This is a genomic window from Microcoleus sp. Pol7_A1 (assembly GCF_036701085.1).
In the GTDB taxonomy this organism is placed as follows: Bacteria; Cyanobacteriota; Cyanobacteriia; order Cyanobacteriales; family Microcoleaceae; genus Microcoleus; species Microcoleus asticus.
Genome location: NZ_JAUBQD010000094.1, coordinates 1 through 16859, shown reverse-complemented (window position 1 = coordinate 16859; position 16859 = coordinate 1). Strand labels below are relative to the sequence as shown.

11 protein-coding genes are annotated in these 16859 nt (G+C 45.8%); 5 read left to right on the top strand and 6 right to left on the bottom strand.

Features of this window, described 5'->3' with window-relative positions:
• Positions 1-453 precede the first annotated feature (453 nt).
• Positions 454-660, bottom strand: a complete 207-nt coding sequence (locus tag QUA20_RS29610; protein WP_333193815.1) for a hypothetical protein — start codon at positions 658-660, stop codon at positions 454-456.
• Positions 661-693: 33 nt separating this feature from the next.
• On the opposite strand from QUA20_RS29610, the gene QUA20_RS29605 reads away from it, so the two are divergent.
• Both QUA20_RS29605 and QUA20_RS29600 read left to right on the top strand, forming a co-directional pair.
• Positions 694-837 carry a hypothetical protein gene (locus QUA20_RS29605; protein ID WP_333193813.1) on the top strand — a complete coding sequence of 48 codons (144 nt, stop codon included), beginning with the start codon at positions 694-696 and terminating at the stop codon, positions 835-837.
• Positions 838-848: 11 nt separating this feature from the next.
• Complete coding sequence (locus tag QUA20_RS29600) at positions 849-2234, top strand: lamin tail domain-containing protein (RefSeq protein WP_333193811.1); 1386 nt, start codon at positions 849-851, stop codon at positions 2232-2234.
• Between the two features lie 276 nt (positions 2235-2510).
• Here QUA20_RS29600 and QUA20_RS29595 read toward each other — a convergent pair whose 3' ends face one another.
• Positions 2511-8855: an amino acid adenylation domain-containing protein gene (locus tag QUA20_RS29595; RefSeq protein WP_333193810.1), complete on the bottom strand. Its 6345-nt coding sequence runs from the start codon at positions 8853-8855 to the stop codon at positions 2511-2513.
• Positions 8856-9040: 185 nt separating this feature from the next.
• On the opposite strand from QUA20_RS29595, the gene QUA20_RS29590 reads away from it, so the two are divergent.
• Positions 9041-9850, top strand: coding sequence for a 3'-5' exonuclease (locus QUA20_RS29590; RefSeq protein ID WP_333193807.1), 810 nt, complete (start codon positions 9041-9043; stop codon positions 9848-9850).
• Between the two features lie 267 nt (positions 9851-10117).
• On the opposite strand, the gene QUA20_RS29585 is transcribed toward QUA20_RS29590, so the two are convergent.
• On the bottom strand, positions 10118-10513 hold the full coding sequence (locus QUA20_RS29585) for a hypothetical protein (protein ID WP_333159360.1): 396 nt from the start codon (positions 10511-10513) through the stop codon (positions 10118-10120).
• A gap of 47 nt (positions 10514-10560) precedes the next feature.
• The gene (locus QUA20_RS29580) at positions 10561-11118 is read right to left on the bottom strand and encodes a hypothetical protein (protein ID WP_333193805.1); all 558 of its coding nucleotides are present in this window, start codon (positions 11116-11118) and stop codon (positions 10561-10563) included.
• A gap of 16 nt (positions 11119-11134) precedes the next feature.
• Between QUA20_RS29580 and QUA20_RS29575 the strand changes: the two genes are divergently transcribed.
• Positions 11135-11434: a hypothetical protein gene (locus tag QUA20_RS29575; protein ID WP_333193803.1), complete on the top strand. Its 300-nt coding sequence runs from the start codon at positions 11135-11137 to the stop codon at positions 11432-11434.
• 220 nt (positions 11435-11654) lie between these two features.
• Here the strand turns inward: QUA20_RS29575 and QUA20_RS29570 are convergent, their stop codons facing one another.
• Both QUA20_RS29570 and QUA20_RS29565 read right to left on the bottom strand, forming a co-directional pair.
• On the bottom strand, positions 11655-12161 hold the full coding sequence (locus QUA20_RS29570) for a type I restriction-modification system subunit M N-terminal domain-containing protein (RefSeq protein WP_333193801.1): 507 nt from the start codon (positions 12159-12161) through the stop codon (positions 11655-11657).
• Between the two features lie 26 nt (positions 12162-12187).
• Positions 12188-12847, bottom strand: a complete 660-nt coding sequence (locus tag QUA20_RS29565) for an adenylate/guanylate cyclase domain-containing protein (protein WP_333193798.1) — start codon at positions 12845-12847, stop codon at positions 12188-12190.
• A 550-nt stretch (positions 12848-13397) separates the two neighbouring features.
• Here QUA20_RS29565 and QUA20_RS29560 point away from each other — a divergent pair.
• A complete protein-coding gene (locus QUA20_RS29560; RefSeq protein ID WP_333193797.1) occupies positions 13398-16751 on the top strand; it encodes a CHAT domain-containing tetratricopeptide repeat protein in 3354 nt (1117 codons plus the stop codon).
• The last annotated feature ends 108 nt before the right edge of the window (positions 16752-16859 follow it).

The window sequence follows — 16859 nt, the reverse complement described above, 5'->3', positions numbered from 1 at the left end:
TGCCGGGAAACTGGCAAGCACGGTTTCGGACGGGAGGGGTGGAATAGTAATGTTCCCCTCGACCCTCTCAATAGGACACGAGATTAAGAAACGTAACAAAAGCTCTTGATGTGCGCTATTACAGGAAGTGGATGCGGGATGAGGCTCCCGAAGCGGATTGGGCATTTGTACCCGAAGGTGAAACTGCCGCGGGAAAAAGGTAGGGATGAAGCAACAGCGATTGCTCGGTTGCGAGCGAGGACGGTAAAGTGTCCGAACCCGGCTTGCGGGTGCGAGATGCCGTTGGCAAGATTATTTGCTCTGTCTGCCAAGAAAGAAAAGGAGGCTTGGGTAGAGTTATGCTGTGGAGAGGGTGAAGGGGTTTGAGCAGCAATCGTGCAGAAATTTACGCCAAGCGCTGAAATTTTTGCCAGCACCCCCTAAAGGGCGCGAAACCGCTGCTAAGTGGAAGTTCTATTGATAGTTGCACGGCTCTCCTGGCTCAAACCGACGATTGCAAGCTAGTTGCACTAAATCCTGGCGAGCGTTGTATTTAATCCTGTCGAGCGTAGCATTTACAGTTGCATTTAATTCTGGCCCGTAAGTGTCAAGATTGCTGGCTGGAGTGTTTAGATTCTTGCTAAAGGGCTTGTCCCGTTCTCTCCCAATATTTTTTATCATTATTTATCGGACTATTTTGTTTATATTAAGGATATGTCTATAAAAGCGAGCGATGGAGTTGGCATTCCTTTTGTGATTAATAATCTCCACTTAGAAGTGAGAATTTTGGAACAGCAACAACTCGCCATCTTTTCCTGCACCCGCACCAGCAAGTCCATCAACTACTCCGAAGGTTAGGAACCGAGTAAATGAACAAAAAATTAGGCACAATCTTTCTCGCTAATGATGCTTCAACTTTAAGTAACGTCGGATTTGAACAATCTCCTGACGCGGCAATTTTTGCTAAAAATATTGCGAATTGGTTTACGGGCGGTCGTCCAGGAAAGTTTCATTCTTACGCTGACCCGGATGCCGAATCTGAATCGGCTTTAGCAGAGACAATGACTGAAGCTGGTCATACATGGACGGTTGGATATGACATCCCAGAAGATGTGGATGCGATTTTTACACATGAAATTTGTATTGATGAGACTAGAATCAGAGATTTGGTTGGAGCCGGAGGGAACGTTTACTTAGCTGCCGAGACGGAAGATGAAGACTATGCTTCAGCGTATAATTTTAACTGGTTTCTTTGGGAAGTTGGTTTACAATTTAAAGAGGGCTATAACGGGATTTCAGGAAATCAACCCATTAATAGCAATCATCCGATTTTTGCTGGAGTTAAATCTTTGTATCAACGCAATGGCAGTTCGATTATCGATTTCCAACCTGACGAGCAGGCCAATCAAATTCTCGTTTCTAATCCTGATGGAGAAGGGCTGTATGCAATACTCGATCTCTCACAGGCAACCCCCCACGTCAGGATTTCGAGGATTTTTTCAGACGGAAGCGTTGGGTCCACTGAGGCGGACGAATATATCGCTATTGTCAACGATGGGCTGGTTGATATAGATATATCAGGCTGGAAAATTAAGACAGACAATCGCAATCAAGAATTCTCTTTTCCCGCGGGGACAGTATTGAAAAAAGGAGCTGAGTGTCGAGTTTATACTAACGAGGTGCATCCAGAGTCAGGCGGCTTCTCTTTCAATAGCAAGCGCTCTGTTTGGAATAACTTTTCAGACGAGGGAAGGCTTTTGGATGCGATGGGAAATTTGATGTCTAGCTATGCTTATACTGAGTACAGTCAAAAACTGTCTAATCTAACTTCATCCCTTGGCTTAGACAATCTAATCCTAGAGGCAGATCCAGAAGCGATTGAGGCACAGAAAGCTTTAGGCGGTCAGGTAACTTTTGAGGAAGCATTAACTTCGGCATACGATAGCTTTGAACTTGACAACTCACAAGAAGGCTCGGTTCTAGACACGATCGCTGATAATGCTGCGGCTGTTGGTGTGCCCTACGCCTATTTTAACGGCGATCATGTACCCTCGTCCTACCAATATCTGCGAAAACCCACCACTAAAATTACCCTGTGTACTCCAGAGACACCGATGCTCCCAACAAAAGGGGAAAGCATAGAAGCTAACTGGATATTTATGTTACAAATTCCTGAACTCAACACAGTACATTGGGCGATTATTGACCGTTTGGGCGAAGAAGAAGTTTACAACTACGGTCGCAAATTGTCCTGAGCGAGAGGCTTTTGTCTAAAGGGGCGCGGAATGTCGGATTTAATACTTTCCGCAATAAAATCTATCGAAAAGTCTGGGTCTGGCCTTCCTTTTTCCCCGCTAGACTGACAGAAAGAGCAATTTGCTCCGTTTCTACTTTCCGTTGGCCTATGATAACTTCTCAGTCAACTTCCCCTCGACTCTATCTCTCGGCTATACCCCCTATCCGTGATTTATCGCCTTTTCTCCCGACGGCAATCAATTTGTCGTTTCTATCTTCATAACCTGGCTTCCCGCTCAGTTGGGTGCTTTAAAAAAGCCGCTGTTAATGAAGTAAGAGAAGCAGGTTTCAATTAACTGTTGGTTAATTGGCGGACAAATTATATTTGTGTTGGCTAGTCCCGTAGTTGTATTATGCGAATCGTAATCAGGGGTATTTTGATAGAGTTCCATAACCGTTAGCTGTTCTTGCGAAACCAGATCGGTAATGAATGGCAATAGTGGGTAGAGAGCATTTTCCTCAGCTTGAGAATGCTTGAGCAACTCTTCTTTCCATTCAGAATAAGGTAACTGCTTCAAAGAATAGCCATAGCTGCGAATCATGTTAAATAATTGCGTAAGCGTCACGTTATTCCCAGGTTGCGGCACCAAGTGAAAGACCTTACCAATAGACTCAGGTTGGGTAGTGAGGTGAGCGATCGCTTGGCTGGCATAATCGACGGGAATGAGTTCTTCTTTTTGGTCGCTCAGATCGGGGAAACTGCCAATTTGAATGCAGCCTTTAATTAAACGCGAGGGATAATCATCTGTCTTGGTAATGCCTGTTTTGGAATGCCCCAATACCAGCCCGGGTCGAAGGATCGTTATTGGCAATTTGCGTGATTGAGCAGCCCAGACGAGTTTTTCAGCAACCCACTTGCTGCGGGTGTAGCCCATATGAACGTAGTCTTTACCCATGCTGAGATCGTCTGTTTCGTAGAGCATTTTTAAGCCAGTAAAATAGCCAATCGTACCGAACACTGCCACCGTTGAAATAAAATGGAACGGCTTCACCTTATTGACGATCGCCAGCCGCAGTGTTTCCTGAGTGCCTAAAACAGTCTCTGCCTTCACTGCTGAGTAAGGTTTGACAAAGTTAACAGGCGCACCGTTGTGATAAATAACATCAATCTGAGCAGCTAACCGTTCAAATTCTCGCGGAGTCAGTCCCAGCAAAGGTTGTCCTAGATCTCCTGGAATTGCATAAATTCTGGAGCTAAAGTCTGGATGCCACAAACCGTATTTTTCCAAATTCTGTTGAATGCGCTGTAAGCCAGCCCCTGCATTGGCTGCCCGTACCAGACAATGCACGCTGGCTTGAGTTCGCTGTAGCAATTCGTACAAAACAAATGCACCTAAAAATCCGGTTGCGCCAGTTAAAAAAATGTGATTGGGATTGCGGACAATACTCAGATCGGTTCCTGTTTCTCTCGGATAAATATCTGGATCGAGAGTTGCCTCTGCTTGCAGGTCTATAGTATGTGAGAAGACAGGAACACCTCGACGCAGAGATTCAAGAGACTGTACTAAATTTTTGATTGTTGGCGTTTCAAATAAGCAGCGTATTGGCATCTCAGCGTGAAAAATGTCCCGGATTTTCACCATCAGTTGTGCCGCGAGTAGCGAATTACCGCCCAACTCAAAGAAATTATCGCAAATACCAACCCTTTCTAGCTTGAGAATAGTTGTCCATATTTGTGCCATTTGTATTTCAGCAGGCTTTTTGGGGGCAACAAAAGCTGCATCAAGATTGGGGCGCTCGCCCTCCGGTTTAGGCAGCATACTGCGGTCAACTTTGCCGTTCGGGTTTAATGGCAGTTTATCCAATACCACAAAAACAGCCGGAACCATATACTCAGGCAATTGCAATTTAAGAAATCTGCGTAACTCGCTAATAGAAAAGCCAGAATGAGAAGACACGACATAAGCTACAAGTCGCTTTTCACTTGATTGAGCAGCACGAGCTATTACGACGGCTTCTGTAACAGTTGGATACTGAGTCAAAACAGACTCTATTTCACCTAACTCAATCCGAAACCCGCGAATTTTTACTTGACAATCGAGCCGTCCCAAAAACTCCAACTTACCATCAGGGCGGTAGCGTACCAAATCTCCAGTTTTATATAGACGAGGGACAGACGTTTTCGGATGAGGAACTGCCTGTTCAGCTGCAAACGGACTCGGTACAAAGGTTTCTGCTGTTAGTTCAGGCTGATTTAAATAGCCGCGTGCCAATCCTGCGCCACCTAGATACAGTTCTCCGGGAACGTTCACCGGAACCCGATGCTTTTGAGCATCGAGCACGTAGGCTTGTGTATTGTAAATCGGACAGCCAATAGCTGGAATTTCTTCTACTCCAGGTTCAATTAACGCATAAGTTGAGTAAGTAGTATCTTCAGAGGGTCCGTACAGGTTATAGACGTGCTGCACAGAAGTGTGCTGGTAGATTTGCTGCACGAGTTGATTGGACAATGGTTCCCCTGCCAAATTTACTGTCAGGACTGAAGCCGGAACACCCCTGACTCGTAATAGTTCAGTGATTGCTGAGGGCACAGTATTGAGTAACGTCACTTGATTCGCAGCAGATAGATGGGGTAAACACAAAGCGTTCTTTGCCACGATTACTTTGCCACCAGAACTTAACGTTACAAACAGCTCAAACACCGACAAATCAAAACAGATAGAAGTCGATGCCAACACCCCAGCAAGCTGTGACGGTGAAAAGACAGAGCGCGCCCAATGAATCAAGGTTACGGGACTGCGGTGTTCGATCGCCACCCCTTTAGGCCGTCCGGTCGAACCAGACGTGTAGATGATATAAGCTAGATTATTCTGACCAACCGAGCTGTGAGGATTTTGCAGACACTCCTGTGAGTTGGCAGTCGGAGCGATTGGTCGATCTAAATAAACCACCTGTACATTGTGAGCTGGCAATATTTCAGCTAAGTGCGTTTGCGTTAGTAACACTGCCACCTGAGAATCTTCCAGCATAAAGCTAAGTCTTTCCTGCGGATAAGCTGGATCGAGCGGCACGTAAGCGCCCCCTGCTTTGAGAATTGCTAGCAATCCTACCGCCATCTCTAGCGATCGCTCAGCACAGATACCAACCAGGGTTTCAGGTTTAACGCCCAACGTTTGCAGGTGGTGAGCTAGCTGGTTAGAACGCTCATTTAACTCGCTATAAGCGAGCTGTCGATCGCCAAAAATAATCGCCACTGCATCTGGAGTTTGCTCGACCTGCGCCTCAAACATTTGGTGCACGCACAGATGCTTTGAATACCAAACATCTGTCTGATTCCAAGCTGCAAACTGCTGATGCTCCGCAGCGGTCAGCAAGGGCAAGTAGGAAAGCCTCTGGGCCGGATTAGCAACGATTCCTGCCAATAATGTCTGCCAGTGTTTGCCTGTGCGAGCGACAGTCTCTGGTTCAAACAAATCCGTGCTGTATTCCAAGAATCCTTGAATGCCTGTTGGTGTTTCTATTAGATCTAACGAAAGATCGAATTTGGCAGTTTTGTTGTCAATTTGCAACCGCTCCAATGTCACACCGTCCAAAGACAAAGACATCGGTACGTTTTGCAAGTTGAACATGACTTGAAACAGAGGATTATAACTGCGGTCGCGATGAGCGGGCTGAAGTGCTTCTACTAATTTTTCAAACGGTAATTCTGAGTGGGTATAGGCGTCAAGGGCAACATCGCGCACGCGAGATAACAATTCTTGAAAGCTCGGATTTCCAGATAAATCGGTTCGCAGCACTAGCGTATTGACAAAAAATCCGACTACGCTTTCGACTTCAGAATGATGGCGGTTAGCGCTCGGTGAACCTATACAAATATCGGTTTGTCCAGTGTAGCGATACAGGAGTGTTTGAAATGTAGCAAGTAAAGTCATAAACAGCGTTACGCCTTCGCGTTGGCTTAGCTCTTTGAGCTGACGAGTCAACTCTTCGGGCAAGCTGAGGAAATGGCGTGCCCCGTAATAGCTTGGACTAGGCGAGCGCGGGCGATCGGTAGGCAGTTGCAGGCTGGAGGCATCTTTTAATTGTTTTTTCCAGTAGGCGATTTGTTGCGCTGACGTTTCCCGTTCTAAGCATTGCTGCTGCCAAACGGCAAAATCGGCATACTGCAAAGTTAATTTTGGTAGGGATATTGGTCGATTGTGAGTGAATGCAGTATAAAGAACAAGCAATTCCTCAAACAGCACCTTAAATGACCATTCATCGCAAATGATGTGATGCAGATTGAGCAACAAAATATGATTTGTGTCGCTCACGCAGAATAAAGTTGCGCGGATTAAGGGACTTCGCCTTAAATCGAACGGTCGTTGAGCTTCTATTTGCAGTGCTTTTTCAACGGCAGTTTCTGAATCTAAAACACTTCTAAAGTCTGCGACCGACAAACGCACCTCTAATTCAGGCCCAATCACCTGAATTAGTTTGCCAGCTTCGGTTGCAAAGGTCGTCCGCAGTGCCTCGTGCCGCTGCACGAGTGCCTGCAAACATTTCTCTAAAATCTTGATATTTAAAGCACCTTGCCAGCGAACTGCCTCCGGCACGTTGTAGAAAGGATGATTGGGTACAAGCTGATTTAAAAACCAAAGCTGCTGCTGCAAGCAAGATAGCGGTAATGATTGCGTTCTAGCTTGAGGTTGAATGCAATCTAATTTTCCAGTTTGTGCCGTGACAGCTACTGTTTGCAGGTGAGCAGCACAAGCAACAATGGTAGGTAACTCAAACAAACAGCGCAATGACAGTTTTACCTGAAATGTATCAAAAATACGAGATAAAACTTGAGTCGCTAACAGCGAGTGTCCGCCTATTTCCCAGAAATTATCATTAATCCCAATGCGATCGCATCCCAAGACCTCAATCCAAATAGCTGCTAGGGCTTGCTCTTTTGCTGTGCGCGGGGGAACAAAATTGCTTTGCCAAGATTGAGCGCGCTCTGGAGCAGGCAGTGTAAGGCGATCGATCTTTCCGTTGGGAGTCAGTGGCAATTTCGACAGCAGCATGAAGCTGGAAGGAACCATGTAATGGGGTAATTTCTGTATCAAGTGAGCGCGCAGTTCTTTGATTAAAGAAGACTCTGGCTCTAAGCTCTGTTTTGGAACCACATAGGCAACAAGCTGTTGGTCGCTCGATACTACCTTACGAGCAGCTACGAGCGCATCCTGTACTGCGGGATGTTCTGCCAACGCGACTTCTATTTCGCCTAACTCAATCCGAAAGCCGCGAATTTTTACTTGACGGTCGATTCGTCCCAGAAATTCCAGGCTACCGTCAGTATTCATCCGCACTAAATCTCCGGTTTGGTAGAGGCGGTCGCTTCCGTAAGTGTTTCTTGTTAATAAACTGGGAACAGACATAATTGAAATAGCTTGATTGTCTGCAACAGAAAACAGCTCTTCTCCAAACGGATTAACAATAAATCGCGCTGCCGTCAATTCATCTCGATTTAAATAACCGCGAGCTAATCCCTCGCCGCCAATATAAAGTTCACCTTCAGTTCCAATCGGTACGGGTTGAAGCTGTGCATCAAAAACATAAACCTGCGTGCCAGCGATGGGAATTCCAATCTCCGGTTGAGCTGAACTGCCGCGCTCTATCAAGGCAAAGGTAGAGTAGGTTGTATCTTCTGAAGGCCCGTAGAGATTGTAGATGCGATCGATTGTAGGAATTTGATACAGTCCTTGCACTAGCCGATTTTGTAGTGGTTCGCCAGCTAAATTTACGACTCGTACACTTGCAGGAATCGCATTCATACGCAGCAATGCTGAAATTGCTGATGGCACAGTGTTAATCAGTGTCACGTCTGCTGCTAGTTGTGGAAGTTGCAAAGCATTCTCTGCCAAAATTACCTTACCGCCCAAGCAGAGCGTCACAAATAGCTCAAATACTGATAAATCAAAGCAAATTGAGGTTGCAGCCAGTACGCCTGTCAAGTCGGCAGCAGTGTAAATCGCGTTTGCCCAACGAATCAATGCGGCTGTATTCCGATGCTCAATGGCTACTCCTTTAGGTCTTCCGGTTGAGCCAGATGTATAAATTACATAAGCTAAGTTTTCTGTTGTTGTTGAGGTGACCGGGTTTTGTTGGCATTGCTTCGTAATGTCAGCTTGGCTGCTGTCGAGACAAACCACTAATGCTTTGTGCTGTGGCAGACTATCGCTGAGGTGCGATTGAGTTAGCAGAATAGAAATTTGAGCATCTTCTAATATGAATCCCAGCCGTTCCTGCGGATAAGCCGGATCGAGAGGCACATAAGCACCACCTGCTTTTAGAACTCCCAGTAAAGTAATGACTAAATCGATTGAACGGTTCAAGCAAATTCCAACTAAAACTTCTGGTTTAACTCCACGTTCCTGTAGGTAGCGAGCAACTTGATTTGCTCTTTGATTTAGCTCTGCATAGGTTAAACGCTTTTCTTCAAACTCTATTGCAATTTTATCGGGGGTATGTGTAGCCTGTAACTCAAACAGCAGGTGAATAGGAATATCTGTTGTTTCATTTTTAAGATAGTAGCGATTGATACAACTAGCTGTGTCTTTGCTAGAAATGTTTCTAGGAGAAGAGTTTGTAATGGGATTGGTTGCGTTATTCATTTGTAGAGAAATCTGTAGATAAACTAATTGTGTTACTAAAAGTTAATCACTAAATATGTCTTAAGACAATATATAGCAATCCCAGGGTAAGCTCATCAAATTTGGTATAAGTTGTACTTGACAAAAATACGACTATAGAAGATGTCGGGAAATTAATTAAAGGCGATCTTAAGGAAATTGCCAAAATGCCAGGATTCCGTTACTCCAACTTCAACGGTGCTGTAAGTGCTTACAAAGCAGCAAAACAACAGCGGTATGATGGGCTCGAAAATGAGGAACAGTTACTCGAAGCCCTCAACGACAAGCTCGAAGCCTTAACAGCAATCTACAAATCGCAGCCGCAGGCAACCTGCATCGCACATCTGGAAAATTACATCGACAGTTTGTTTAGCGATGAAATTTCCCCCATTACGCTCAGTACCTGCCACCGTGCAAAAGGACTTGAGGGCGATCGCATCTTCATCATTAGCCCTAACGATTTACCTATGGTGTGGCGCAATCAGCAGGGCTGGCAGTTAGAGCAGGAAAATAACTTGCTGTACGTTGCCCTGACTCGCAGCAAATCAGAACTGTATGTAGTAGGTAATGCAAGCTGGCTGAATCCGAAGCCAGAACCAGAACCAGAAACAAAAGAGGAAACTGTAAGCCCCTTACAGCAGCCTAACAGTAAGGAGAAGTTGAAAAATTGGATCGAAGGTTTGCACGAGAAAGTACGCGCTGCTCTTCTCTCTCCCGAGTGGCAAAGCAAGAGCGATCGGGCAATTGCCGATTTCTGCGGTGTGAGCGCGCCCACTGTAAGCAAGCAGCGCTTGCAGTTACAAGAAGAGGGGCTTTTGCCAGAAATAAGCGAGCGAACTGACAAAAGCGGCCGCAAACTCAACACCGGAAACATTGGCACTCGTACCAACCATAAGGAGAAAATACTCCAAATTGCCAGCGAGCTGGATGCAGGCGAAATAAAGGAAATTATTAAACTACTAGAGGCAATGCTCTAAAAATGCACTCTTGTTGCTTGTTTGGGAGAATAACCAGTTTCCACAAATATGGCACTCAGGAGGCTCAGCCCCCTGTCTAGTTATAGTTATCCAGCGCGTCAATGCACACAGCAGAAGTGATGTATAACAAGATTTCGGGTATACACCAAAGACGGATATACACCAAACTCAGATAGGCATCTTGGGGTTACGTTGCGGAATGTGGGTTTCAAATTTTGCCTCTATTTCTAATCCGTGCGAAGTTAACGGCGATTCCCAACAGGGGTGCTAAGTTTTGTGTCGTTGATAGCCTCCCATCACAGCATCGTAGGGGCCAGGCCCAGAACCGCCGCGAGTGGCAATAATTTTTTGCAGAGTAGGGGTGAGAACCAACTCAGCAGGAGAAATACCCAACCACTTACATAAAGCTAAAAAATCCTCAAAGTGGATTTTTGCCACCCAAGCTGTCTTAATGTAAGCGTTTTCAGCCTGACAAATAGCGACGATACGGATACCTATTTCTTTTGCTGTGTCCCTGTACCCGCGTTTGCCGCGCTTGGCTAAAACTAACTGGGACAATCTTTCTGCATCAAAATCGCTTGGGAGTAGGTATTCATAGCAGGGTGTTTGCTGCCCCGATCCGCCGAGTACAGCGTCATAAGGGCGGGGTTCCGATTGGTGCATATTTTGGTTCAATCCCAGTAAAGCCCCTTTTTAAAGGGGCGTAATTCCTAATTTCCCTTGTCAGGGGTTAACTCCTCAAGTATCTGCCAGACAACTTCAATATCGCGTAAATCAGCTTTTGTTTTCTTGCGCTTACCTTTGAGCAAGTTAAGTACCTCTGGGGGTTCTAGTAACTTAAATTCAGCCACTGCCGGAAAAATCGGCGAGCAAGTCGCTGAGCCAAGTAGCGAGCGCACTGCTCCCACTTCCCATTCAAGCTCGTATTTTTCTTCCTCGAACCCCTTAAAAGCTTTTTCCCACCGTCGATTCTCAGCCCTTAGCGCTTCTAATTCTTGCCTGAGCGATTCAACCTCATCATTTAATATGCTTACTTTGTCAGCCGAACCGCTTGTGTCATGGGATTTACCTGTCTTTACCTCTACCTCAGATCTGAAATTATTATTTGTGTCACGCGGTTCGGAACCTCGGTCAAGCTGCCGGGCATAGTCGAGAGTAGCGTCAGCTAGGGCGATCGGAACTCGAATGGTGCGAGTCGGGCCGCTCTGCCAAGCTGCTTTAAAGCGGGAATGTTTGATTGAGTCTTCGTGTCCTTTAGGGTTGGGCATAACAATCGAATCCCTTGTGTCAAGCGTTTCAATTAGTCTGGCAGTAATGTTTAGTAGTGTCAAGCGCGTGACACAGGGCTTTTTGGTGTCCTCAGCCGGACGGGCAGGCGGCTATTTTTCCGATGGCCGAGTTTTAATTGTGGTTGCAAAAAAGATAATGGCGGCCAGTCGTAAAAATTCCGCTGGGGGGTTTAGTAGGATGCTATTTTCAGGTGACGGTGCATCAAGGATTGTGGCAACTAAATCAGCCCGGGGTGAAATGAGCAACCGTACAGAAACTTACGCTCAGGAATTGATTAGCCGTTTTGAATATTGAGCTCGTCTCTTATAGACCTGTACCAATTGATCTGTCTAAAATTTAAAAGCCTCAAACCCTTACTGTACCGTACAAAAAAGCTGTACCAGATAATCTATGCTCTAATTGGTACAGTTTAATTTTCAACTCTTTAAGTTTTTGAGATACAAAAAAGTAGTTCCCAGAATGCTTATCCAGTAAAACTTTCAGCCTTAACGTAAGTTTCTGTACGACTGCTTATTTACCCCCTTCCCCCCGCTTGCGGTTTAATCAAGGACACCATGCAGTCAATCAGCGGACGCGGCGTAAAATACTGCCCTGCCCCGGACTTCTTCTCACTGGCATTCTTCTCTAACAGCCCCTCATAGAGGTCGCCTAACCCTTCCTCCTTGGCAGAATACCAGTCCAACTTATCAATACTTTCGACCAGCTTACTTAAAATGCGCGGTTGTTTCAGCGCCGTTTGAGCGTTGGCAAAAATTGCCTGCACCCGTAGCGATGAAGCTTTAGATCCCAATTCCAGCAGCAGAGAGCGGTAGAATGTCAATTGTTCTATCCCCTCTTTCGCCGTCAAATCTGCCCAGCGCATCCCTTGGGGCAATTGGTCTTCCACCCCCGTCTCCTGCGCCATCTTGAGAAACAGCAAGTAAGTCAGTTCGGTGACGTATTGCAGGTAAGTAATGCCATTATCTCGCAGGACGTGGCACAGGTTCCAGAGTTTTTGGACAATATCGGTCGTTGCGGTCATAAAGCAAGATTTTGGCTCGACAAAAATTAAGCCTTCAATCCAATCAACTCATAAACATTGAATGGGTTTCCTTCGGGTGTCAGTTGGGTCGAGTCTCTTTCTCTCACTTGAACATACTCCGCACAACTTTCATACGTCTTTTGACCGATCAAAATATCGCAGGCATATTGCTGCGTTTGTTGACTCAAATGATTAGCCACATTCACCCCATGCCCCACGGTAGTAAAGTCCATTCGTTGAGGGGAACCAACATTACCACAGAAAACACGATCTGTATTGATGCCGATTCCTATACTCAGCGGATGTTGCTCTTCTGGGAACCAGGAACTGTTGATTTCTGGTAGTCGATCTCGCATTGCCAATGCCGTTTTAATTGCCATCAGCGCATGATCTTCTAAGGGCATTGGTGATTTAAAAACTACCATAATCGTTGAGCCAATGTATTTGTCTACTGTGCCTTGATGTTCAAAAACAGTTTCCACCATCACTTGAAAATAGTGGTGGAACAGCTCGACGCGAGTTTCTACTTCCATTTGCTGAGTTAAGCGCTCAACTCCGTAAAGATTTACGAAGAAAATGGAAACTTCTTTCTCTTCACCGTGAAAGTTTTTCAGTTGTTCTTGTAAGTCAGGATTGAGGCGAAAGTTTTTCAGTAATTCATCAAACTCATCAGATTCATTCGGCATATTAACCAAGGGTACGTTTTATAGATGGAACACTAACTGATATTCTGCCAAAGCCGATCGCGAGTCCGTTAAGAGCCACTCTAGCTGCCTGTAAAGACTTATGAACGATCAAGATATGAGCATATTCTGAGCCAGAGCCTGATGTAGCTAAGGTCATTAAATAGTTTCAAGCGCGTGACACACGGCTTTGGATGTCCTTGCGGACGGCAGTGCGGAGGTTTTCCAACGGGCTTCTAGATAGTTTTCATTTCAGCAAAGACTTAACAGCCCGTCGAAAAAACCCCGCTAGAGGTTTAAGCGAAGATAACCCCAATTTTCCTACTTCCCCAAAACGTTGTTTTAGGCGGGGATAACCCAATTTCCCCGTCTACAGCCTGAACCCATTAGAGTTAGGTCAGGATACCATATTATCCTGACGGACAGCCCCCAACCTTTGCCATTACCTTAAATGTTTGCTGGTTGCACCAAGGTGCAATCGACTTTACTTCTTCCTGCCTTTACCCTAATTGAGCTAGCGAGTAAAATTGACAACAATACAAAAGGGGTGGCTATGCTCGATCACACTCAATGGTTTTTGGCTGGTATGTCAATTGCGCTTTCGGTTCAATTAAGTCAGCCAGTGGTAGCGACCGTGCCAGTTGGCAAAACCGTACAAACAGCACAAACCAACAGTAGCAACGCTGCTCAAAAACTATATGAAGAAGCAATGGAACTCTCCGAACAAGGACTCTCCGAACTCTCCGAACAAGAATTCTCCGACATCTCCGAACAAAGAATCCCCGAACGAAGAACACCGGAAGCTTTAAGAGGTGGGATCATCAAATATGAAGAAGCATTAAAACTGTATCGAGTAGTAGGCGATCGCGAGAAAGAAGCTGCCATCCTCCACAGACTCAGCACTATCTACTCAATATTGACAGACGCAAAAAAAGTTTTCGAGTATGACGATCAGTTGCTGAACCTGTATCGGGCAGTAGGCGATCGCGGCGGGGAAGCGGGCACCCTCAGCGACATCGCCACTATATACTCATTAATGGGAGAACACGAGAAAGCGTTAGAGCATTACAGCCAATCGCTGCCCTTGTATCGGGCAGTAGGCGATCGCGGCGGGGAAGCGAACACCCTCAACCAAATCGGCGAAACTTACTTAGCATTGGGAGAAACACAGAAAGCGCTAGAGTATTACACCCAGTCGCTGCCTCTGAGTCGAGCAGTAGGTGATCGTATGAACGAAGCTCGCATCCTCAAAAACATCGGCCTAGCCTACTATGATTTGGGAGAAAAACAGAAAGGGCTAGAGTATTACAGTCAGTCGCTGCCCCTATTTCGGGCAGAAGGTGACGGTGCCTGGGAAATTGGCATTCTCGAAGACCTCAGCCTAGCCTACGATGATTTGGGAGAAAAACAGAAAGCGTTAGAGTATTACAACCAATTGCTAGCCCTGTTTCGGGCAGAAGGCGATCGCTACGGGCGCTACGGGCGCTACGGGGAAGCTAGGATTCTCACTAGAATCGGCCTAGTCTATTCAGACTTGGGAGAAAAACAGAAGGCGTTAGAGTATTACAGCCAGTCCCTTTCCCTGAGTCGGGTAGTAGGCAATCGCGACGAGGAAGCCCTCACTCTCAACCACATCGGCCTAGTCTACTCAGACTTGGGAGAAAAACAGAAGGCGCTAGAGTATTACAGCCAGTCACTGTCACTGTATCGGGCAGCAATCGAGCGCAGCAAGACCTCCCTCACTGGAGAAGCCCTCACCCTTAACCACATCGGCGGTGTCTACTCAGACTTGGGAGAAAAACAGAAAGCGTTAGAGTATTACAGCCAGTCGCTGTCACTATTTCGGGCAATAAGCAAGCGCATGGCGGAATCCATCAGCTATTTCCGCTTTGATAGTGTCCCTCAATCGTTCCCCATGAGACGGGTAGTAAGTGATCGCCCTGAGGAAGCCTTCACCCTCAACAACATTGGAGGTGTCTACTCAGACTTGAAAGAAAACCAGAAGGCGCTAGAGTATTACAACCAGTCGCTGTCACTGTTTCAAACAGGAGGCAATCGCAGCGGGGAAGCTATAACCCTCACCAACATCGGCAGAGTCTACGATGAATTAGGAGAAAAACAGAAAGCGTTAGAGTATTACAGCCAGTCCCTTCCCCTGAGTCGAGCAGTGGGTAATCGCTCCCAGGAAGCTCGCACGCTTTACAGTATGGCTTATGTCAAATACGCTCAAGGCAATTTCACCGAAGCTCTCACCGACATTGAATCCTCCCTTAAAATCATTGAAAACCTCCGCACCTTAATAGCCAGCCCAGAACTCCGTAGCTCCTACTTTGCCACCGTCCAGGACTACTACGAATTCTACATCGCTTTGTTAATGCAACTGCATAAAATTAATCCTAAATCTGGGTACGATCGCAAAGCCTTAGAAGCTAGTGAACGTTCGAGGGCCCGCAGCCTCCTTGAACTCCTCCAAGAAAGCAACGCCAACATTCGCGAAGGCATTTCTCCCAATTTACTGCAACAAGAAAAAAGCCTGCAACAGCAACTTGATGCCTTTGAGAAGCAGCGCATCGAAACAATCAGCACCCCCAAACTTAATCAAACTAAAATCGCTGAAATCGACAAACAGTACCTCGCACTTTTGGAACAATATGAGCAACTTCAAACAAAAATTCGTAGTACCAGCCCCCGCTACGCTGCCCTTACCCAACCCCAACCTTTAACGCTGCCAGAAATTCAGAAACAGATTCTCGATGAAAACACTATTTTATTGCAGTATTCCCTTGGCAAAGACCGCAGTTATTTGTGGGTGGTGACATCAACAGGACTAACCAGCTACGAATTGCCAAAACGTTCAGATATTGAAACAGCAGCTAAGAACTTTATAGAAGTAATAACTAGCCCAGTCCACAGAAATATTCTCCAAAAAGTTGCTCAAGCAAGTGCAAATTTAGGTCAAGTAATTTTACAACCCGCAGCAGCCCAATTAAGCAATAAACGCCTATTAATTGTTCCGGACGGCGTGTTGCACTATATTCCTTTTACGGCTTTAACTCTACCACAAACCGTTGGACAAAGCACTAATGTTTCTTTAATTGCCGAACATGAAATTATCACTTTGCCTTCCGCCTCAACCCTTGCCATTCTCAGGCAAAATTATGGAGAGAGAAAACCGCCAAACCGAACTCTAGCAATTTTAGCAGACCCTGTTTTCAGCCCAGAGGATGAAAGAATTAAAGGAAAAATCACCCAAGCAACAATAGAAAAATTAGAAGCCAACAACCTCGGTTTAAATCGCTCGCTTCGTGCTTCTAATCGGCAATGGCCGCCCGAACGCCTACCATTTACCCGCCAAGAAGCTCAAACCATATTCAGCTTATTCCCTTCAGCTTCTAGCCGTCAAATATTCGATTTTGATGCCAGTCGCACTACTGCTACCGATGGCAATTTAGCCAATTATCAAATCGTTCACTTTGCCACCCACGGTATTGCCAACAGCAAAAACCCCGAACTGTCAGGAATTCTAATGTCGATGGTAAATGACAAGGGCAATCTTGTTAATGGTTTTTTGCGTCTCACGGATATTTTTAACTTAAAACTGGCAGCAAATTTAGTGGTTTTAAGTGCTTGTCAATCGGGAATGGGACAAAATGTTAAAGGCGAAGGAATGGTGGGATTGACGAGGGGTTTTATGTATGCGGGGGCGCAGCGGGTGGCGGTGAGTTTGTGGAATGTGGATGATGAAGGAACTGCTATGTTAATGCAAAAGTTTTATCAAAAAATGCTGCAACAAAAGTTAGCACCGGCGGCAGCTTTGAGGGCGGCGCAGATGGAAATGATGCAGGAGGAAAAATGGAAATCTCCCTATTATTGGGCTGCTTTTACCTTGCAAGGCGAGTGGAAGTGATCTAGTGACCATAAATCAAATTTCTTAGCTTAGAGAGTCCCACAGAATGAATGATCCTATAATAACAGAAAGATAACTTCAGTGTGCAGCCTATCTTATGTCTCTAAA

Coding starts and splice junctions, on each gene's coding strand:
- QUA20_RS29580 (WP_333193805.1), bottom strand. CDS start 11,118: ATGCCCAACCCTAAAGGACACGAAGACTCAATCAAACATTCCCGCTTT.
- QUA20_RS29565 (WP_333193798.1), bottom strand. CDS start 12,847: ATGCCGAATGAATCTGATGAGTTTGATGAATTACTGAAAAACTTTCGC.
- QUA20_RS29600 (WP_333193811.1), top strand. CDS start 849: ATGAACAAAAAATTAGGCACAATCTTTCTCGCTAATGATGCTTCAACT.
- QUA20_RS29595 (WP_333193810.1), bottom strand. CDS start 8,855: ATGAATAACGCAACCAATCCCATTACAAACTCTTCTCCTAGAAACATT.
- QUA20_RS29610 (WP_333193815.1), bottom strand. CDS start 660: ATGATAAAAAATATTGGGAGAGAACGGGACAAGCCCTTTAGCAAGAAT.
- QUA20_RS29560 (WP_333193797.1), top strand. CDS start 13,398: ATGCTCGATCACACTCAATGGTTTTTGGCTGGTATGTCAATTGCGCTT.
- QUA20_RS29570 (WP_333193801.1), bottom strand. CDS start 12,161: ATGACCGCAACGACCGATATTGTCCAAAAACTCTGGAACCTGTGCCAC.
- QUA20_RS29605 (WP_333193813.1), top strand. CDS start 694: ATGTCTATAAAAGCGAGCGATGGAGTTGGCATTCCTTTTGTGATTAAT.
- QUA20_RS29585 (WP_333159360.1), bottom strand. CDS start 10,513: ATGCACCAATCGGAACCCCGCCCTTATGACGCTGTACTCGGCGGATCG.
- QUA20_RS29590 (WP_333193807.1), top strand. CDS start 9,041: ATGCCAGGATTCCGTTACTCCAACTTCAACGGTGCTGTAAGTGCTTAC.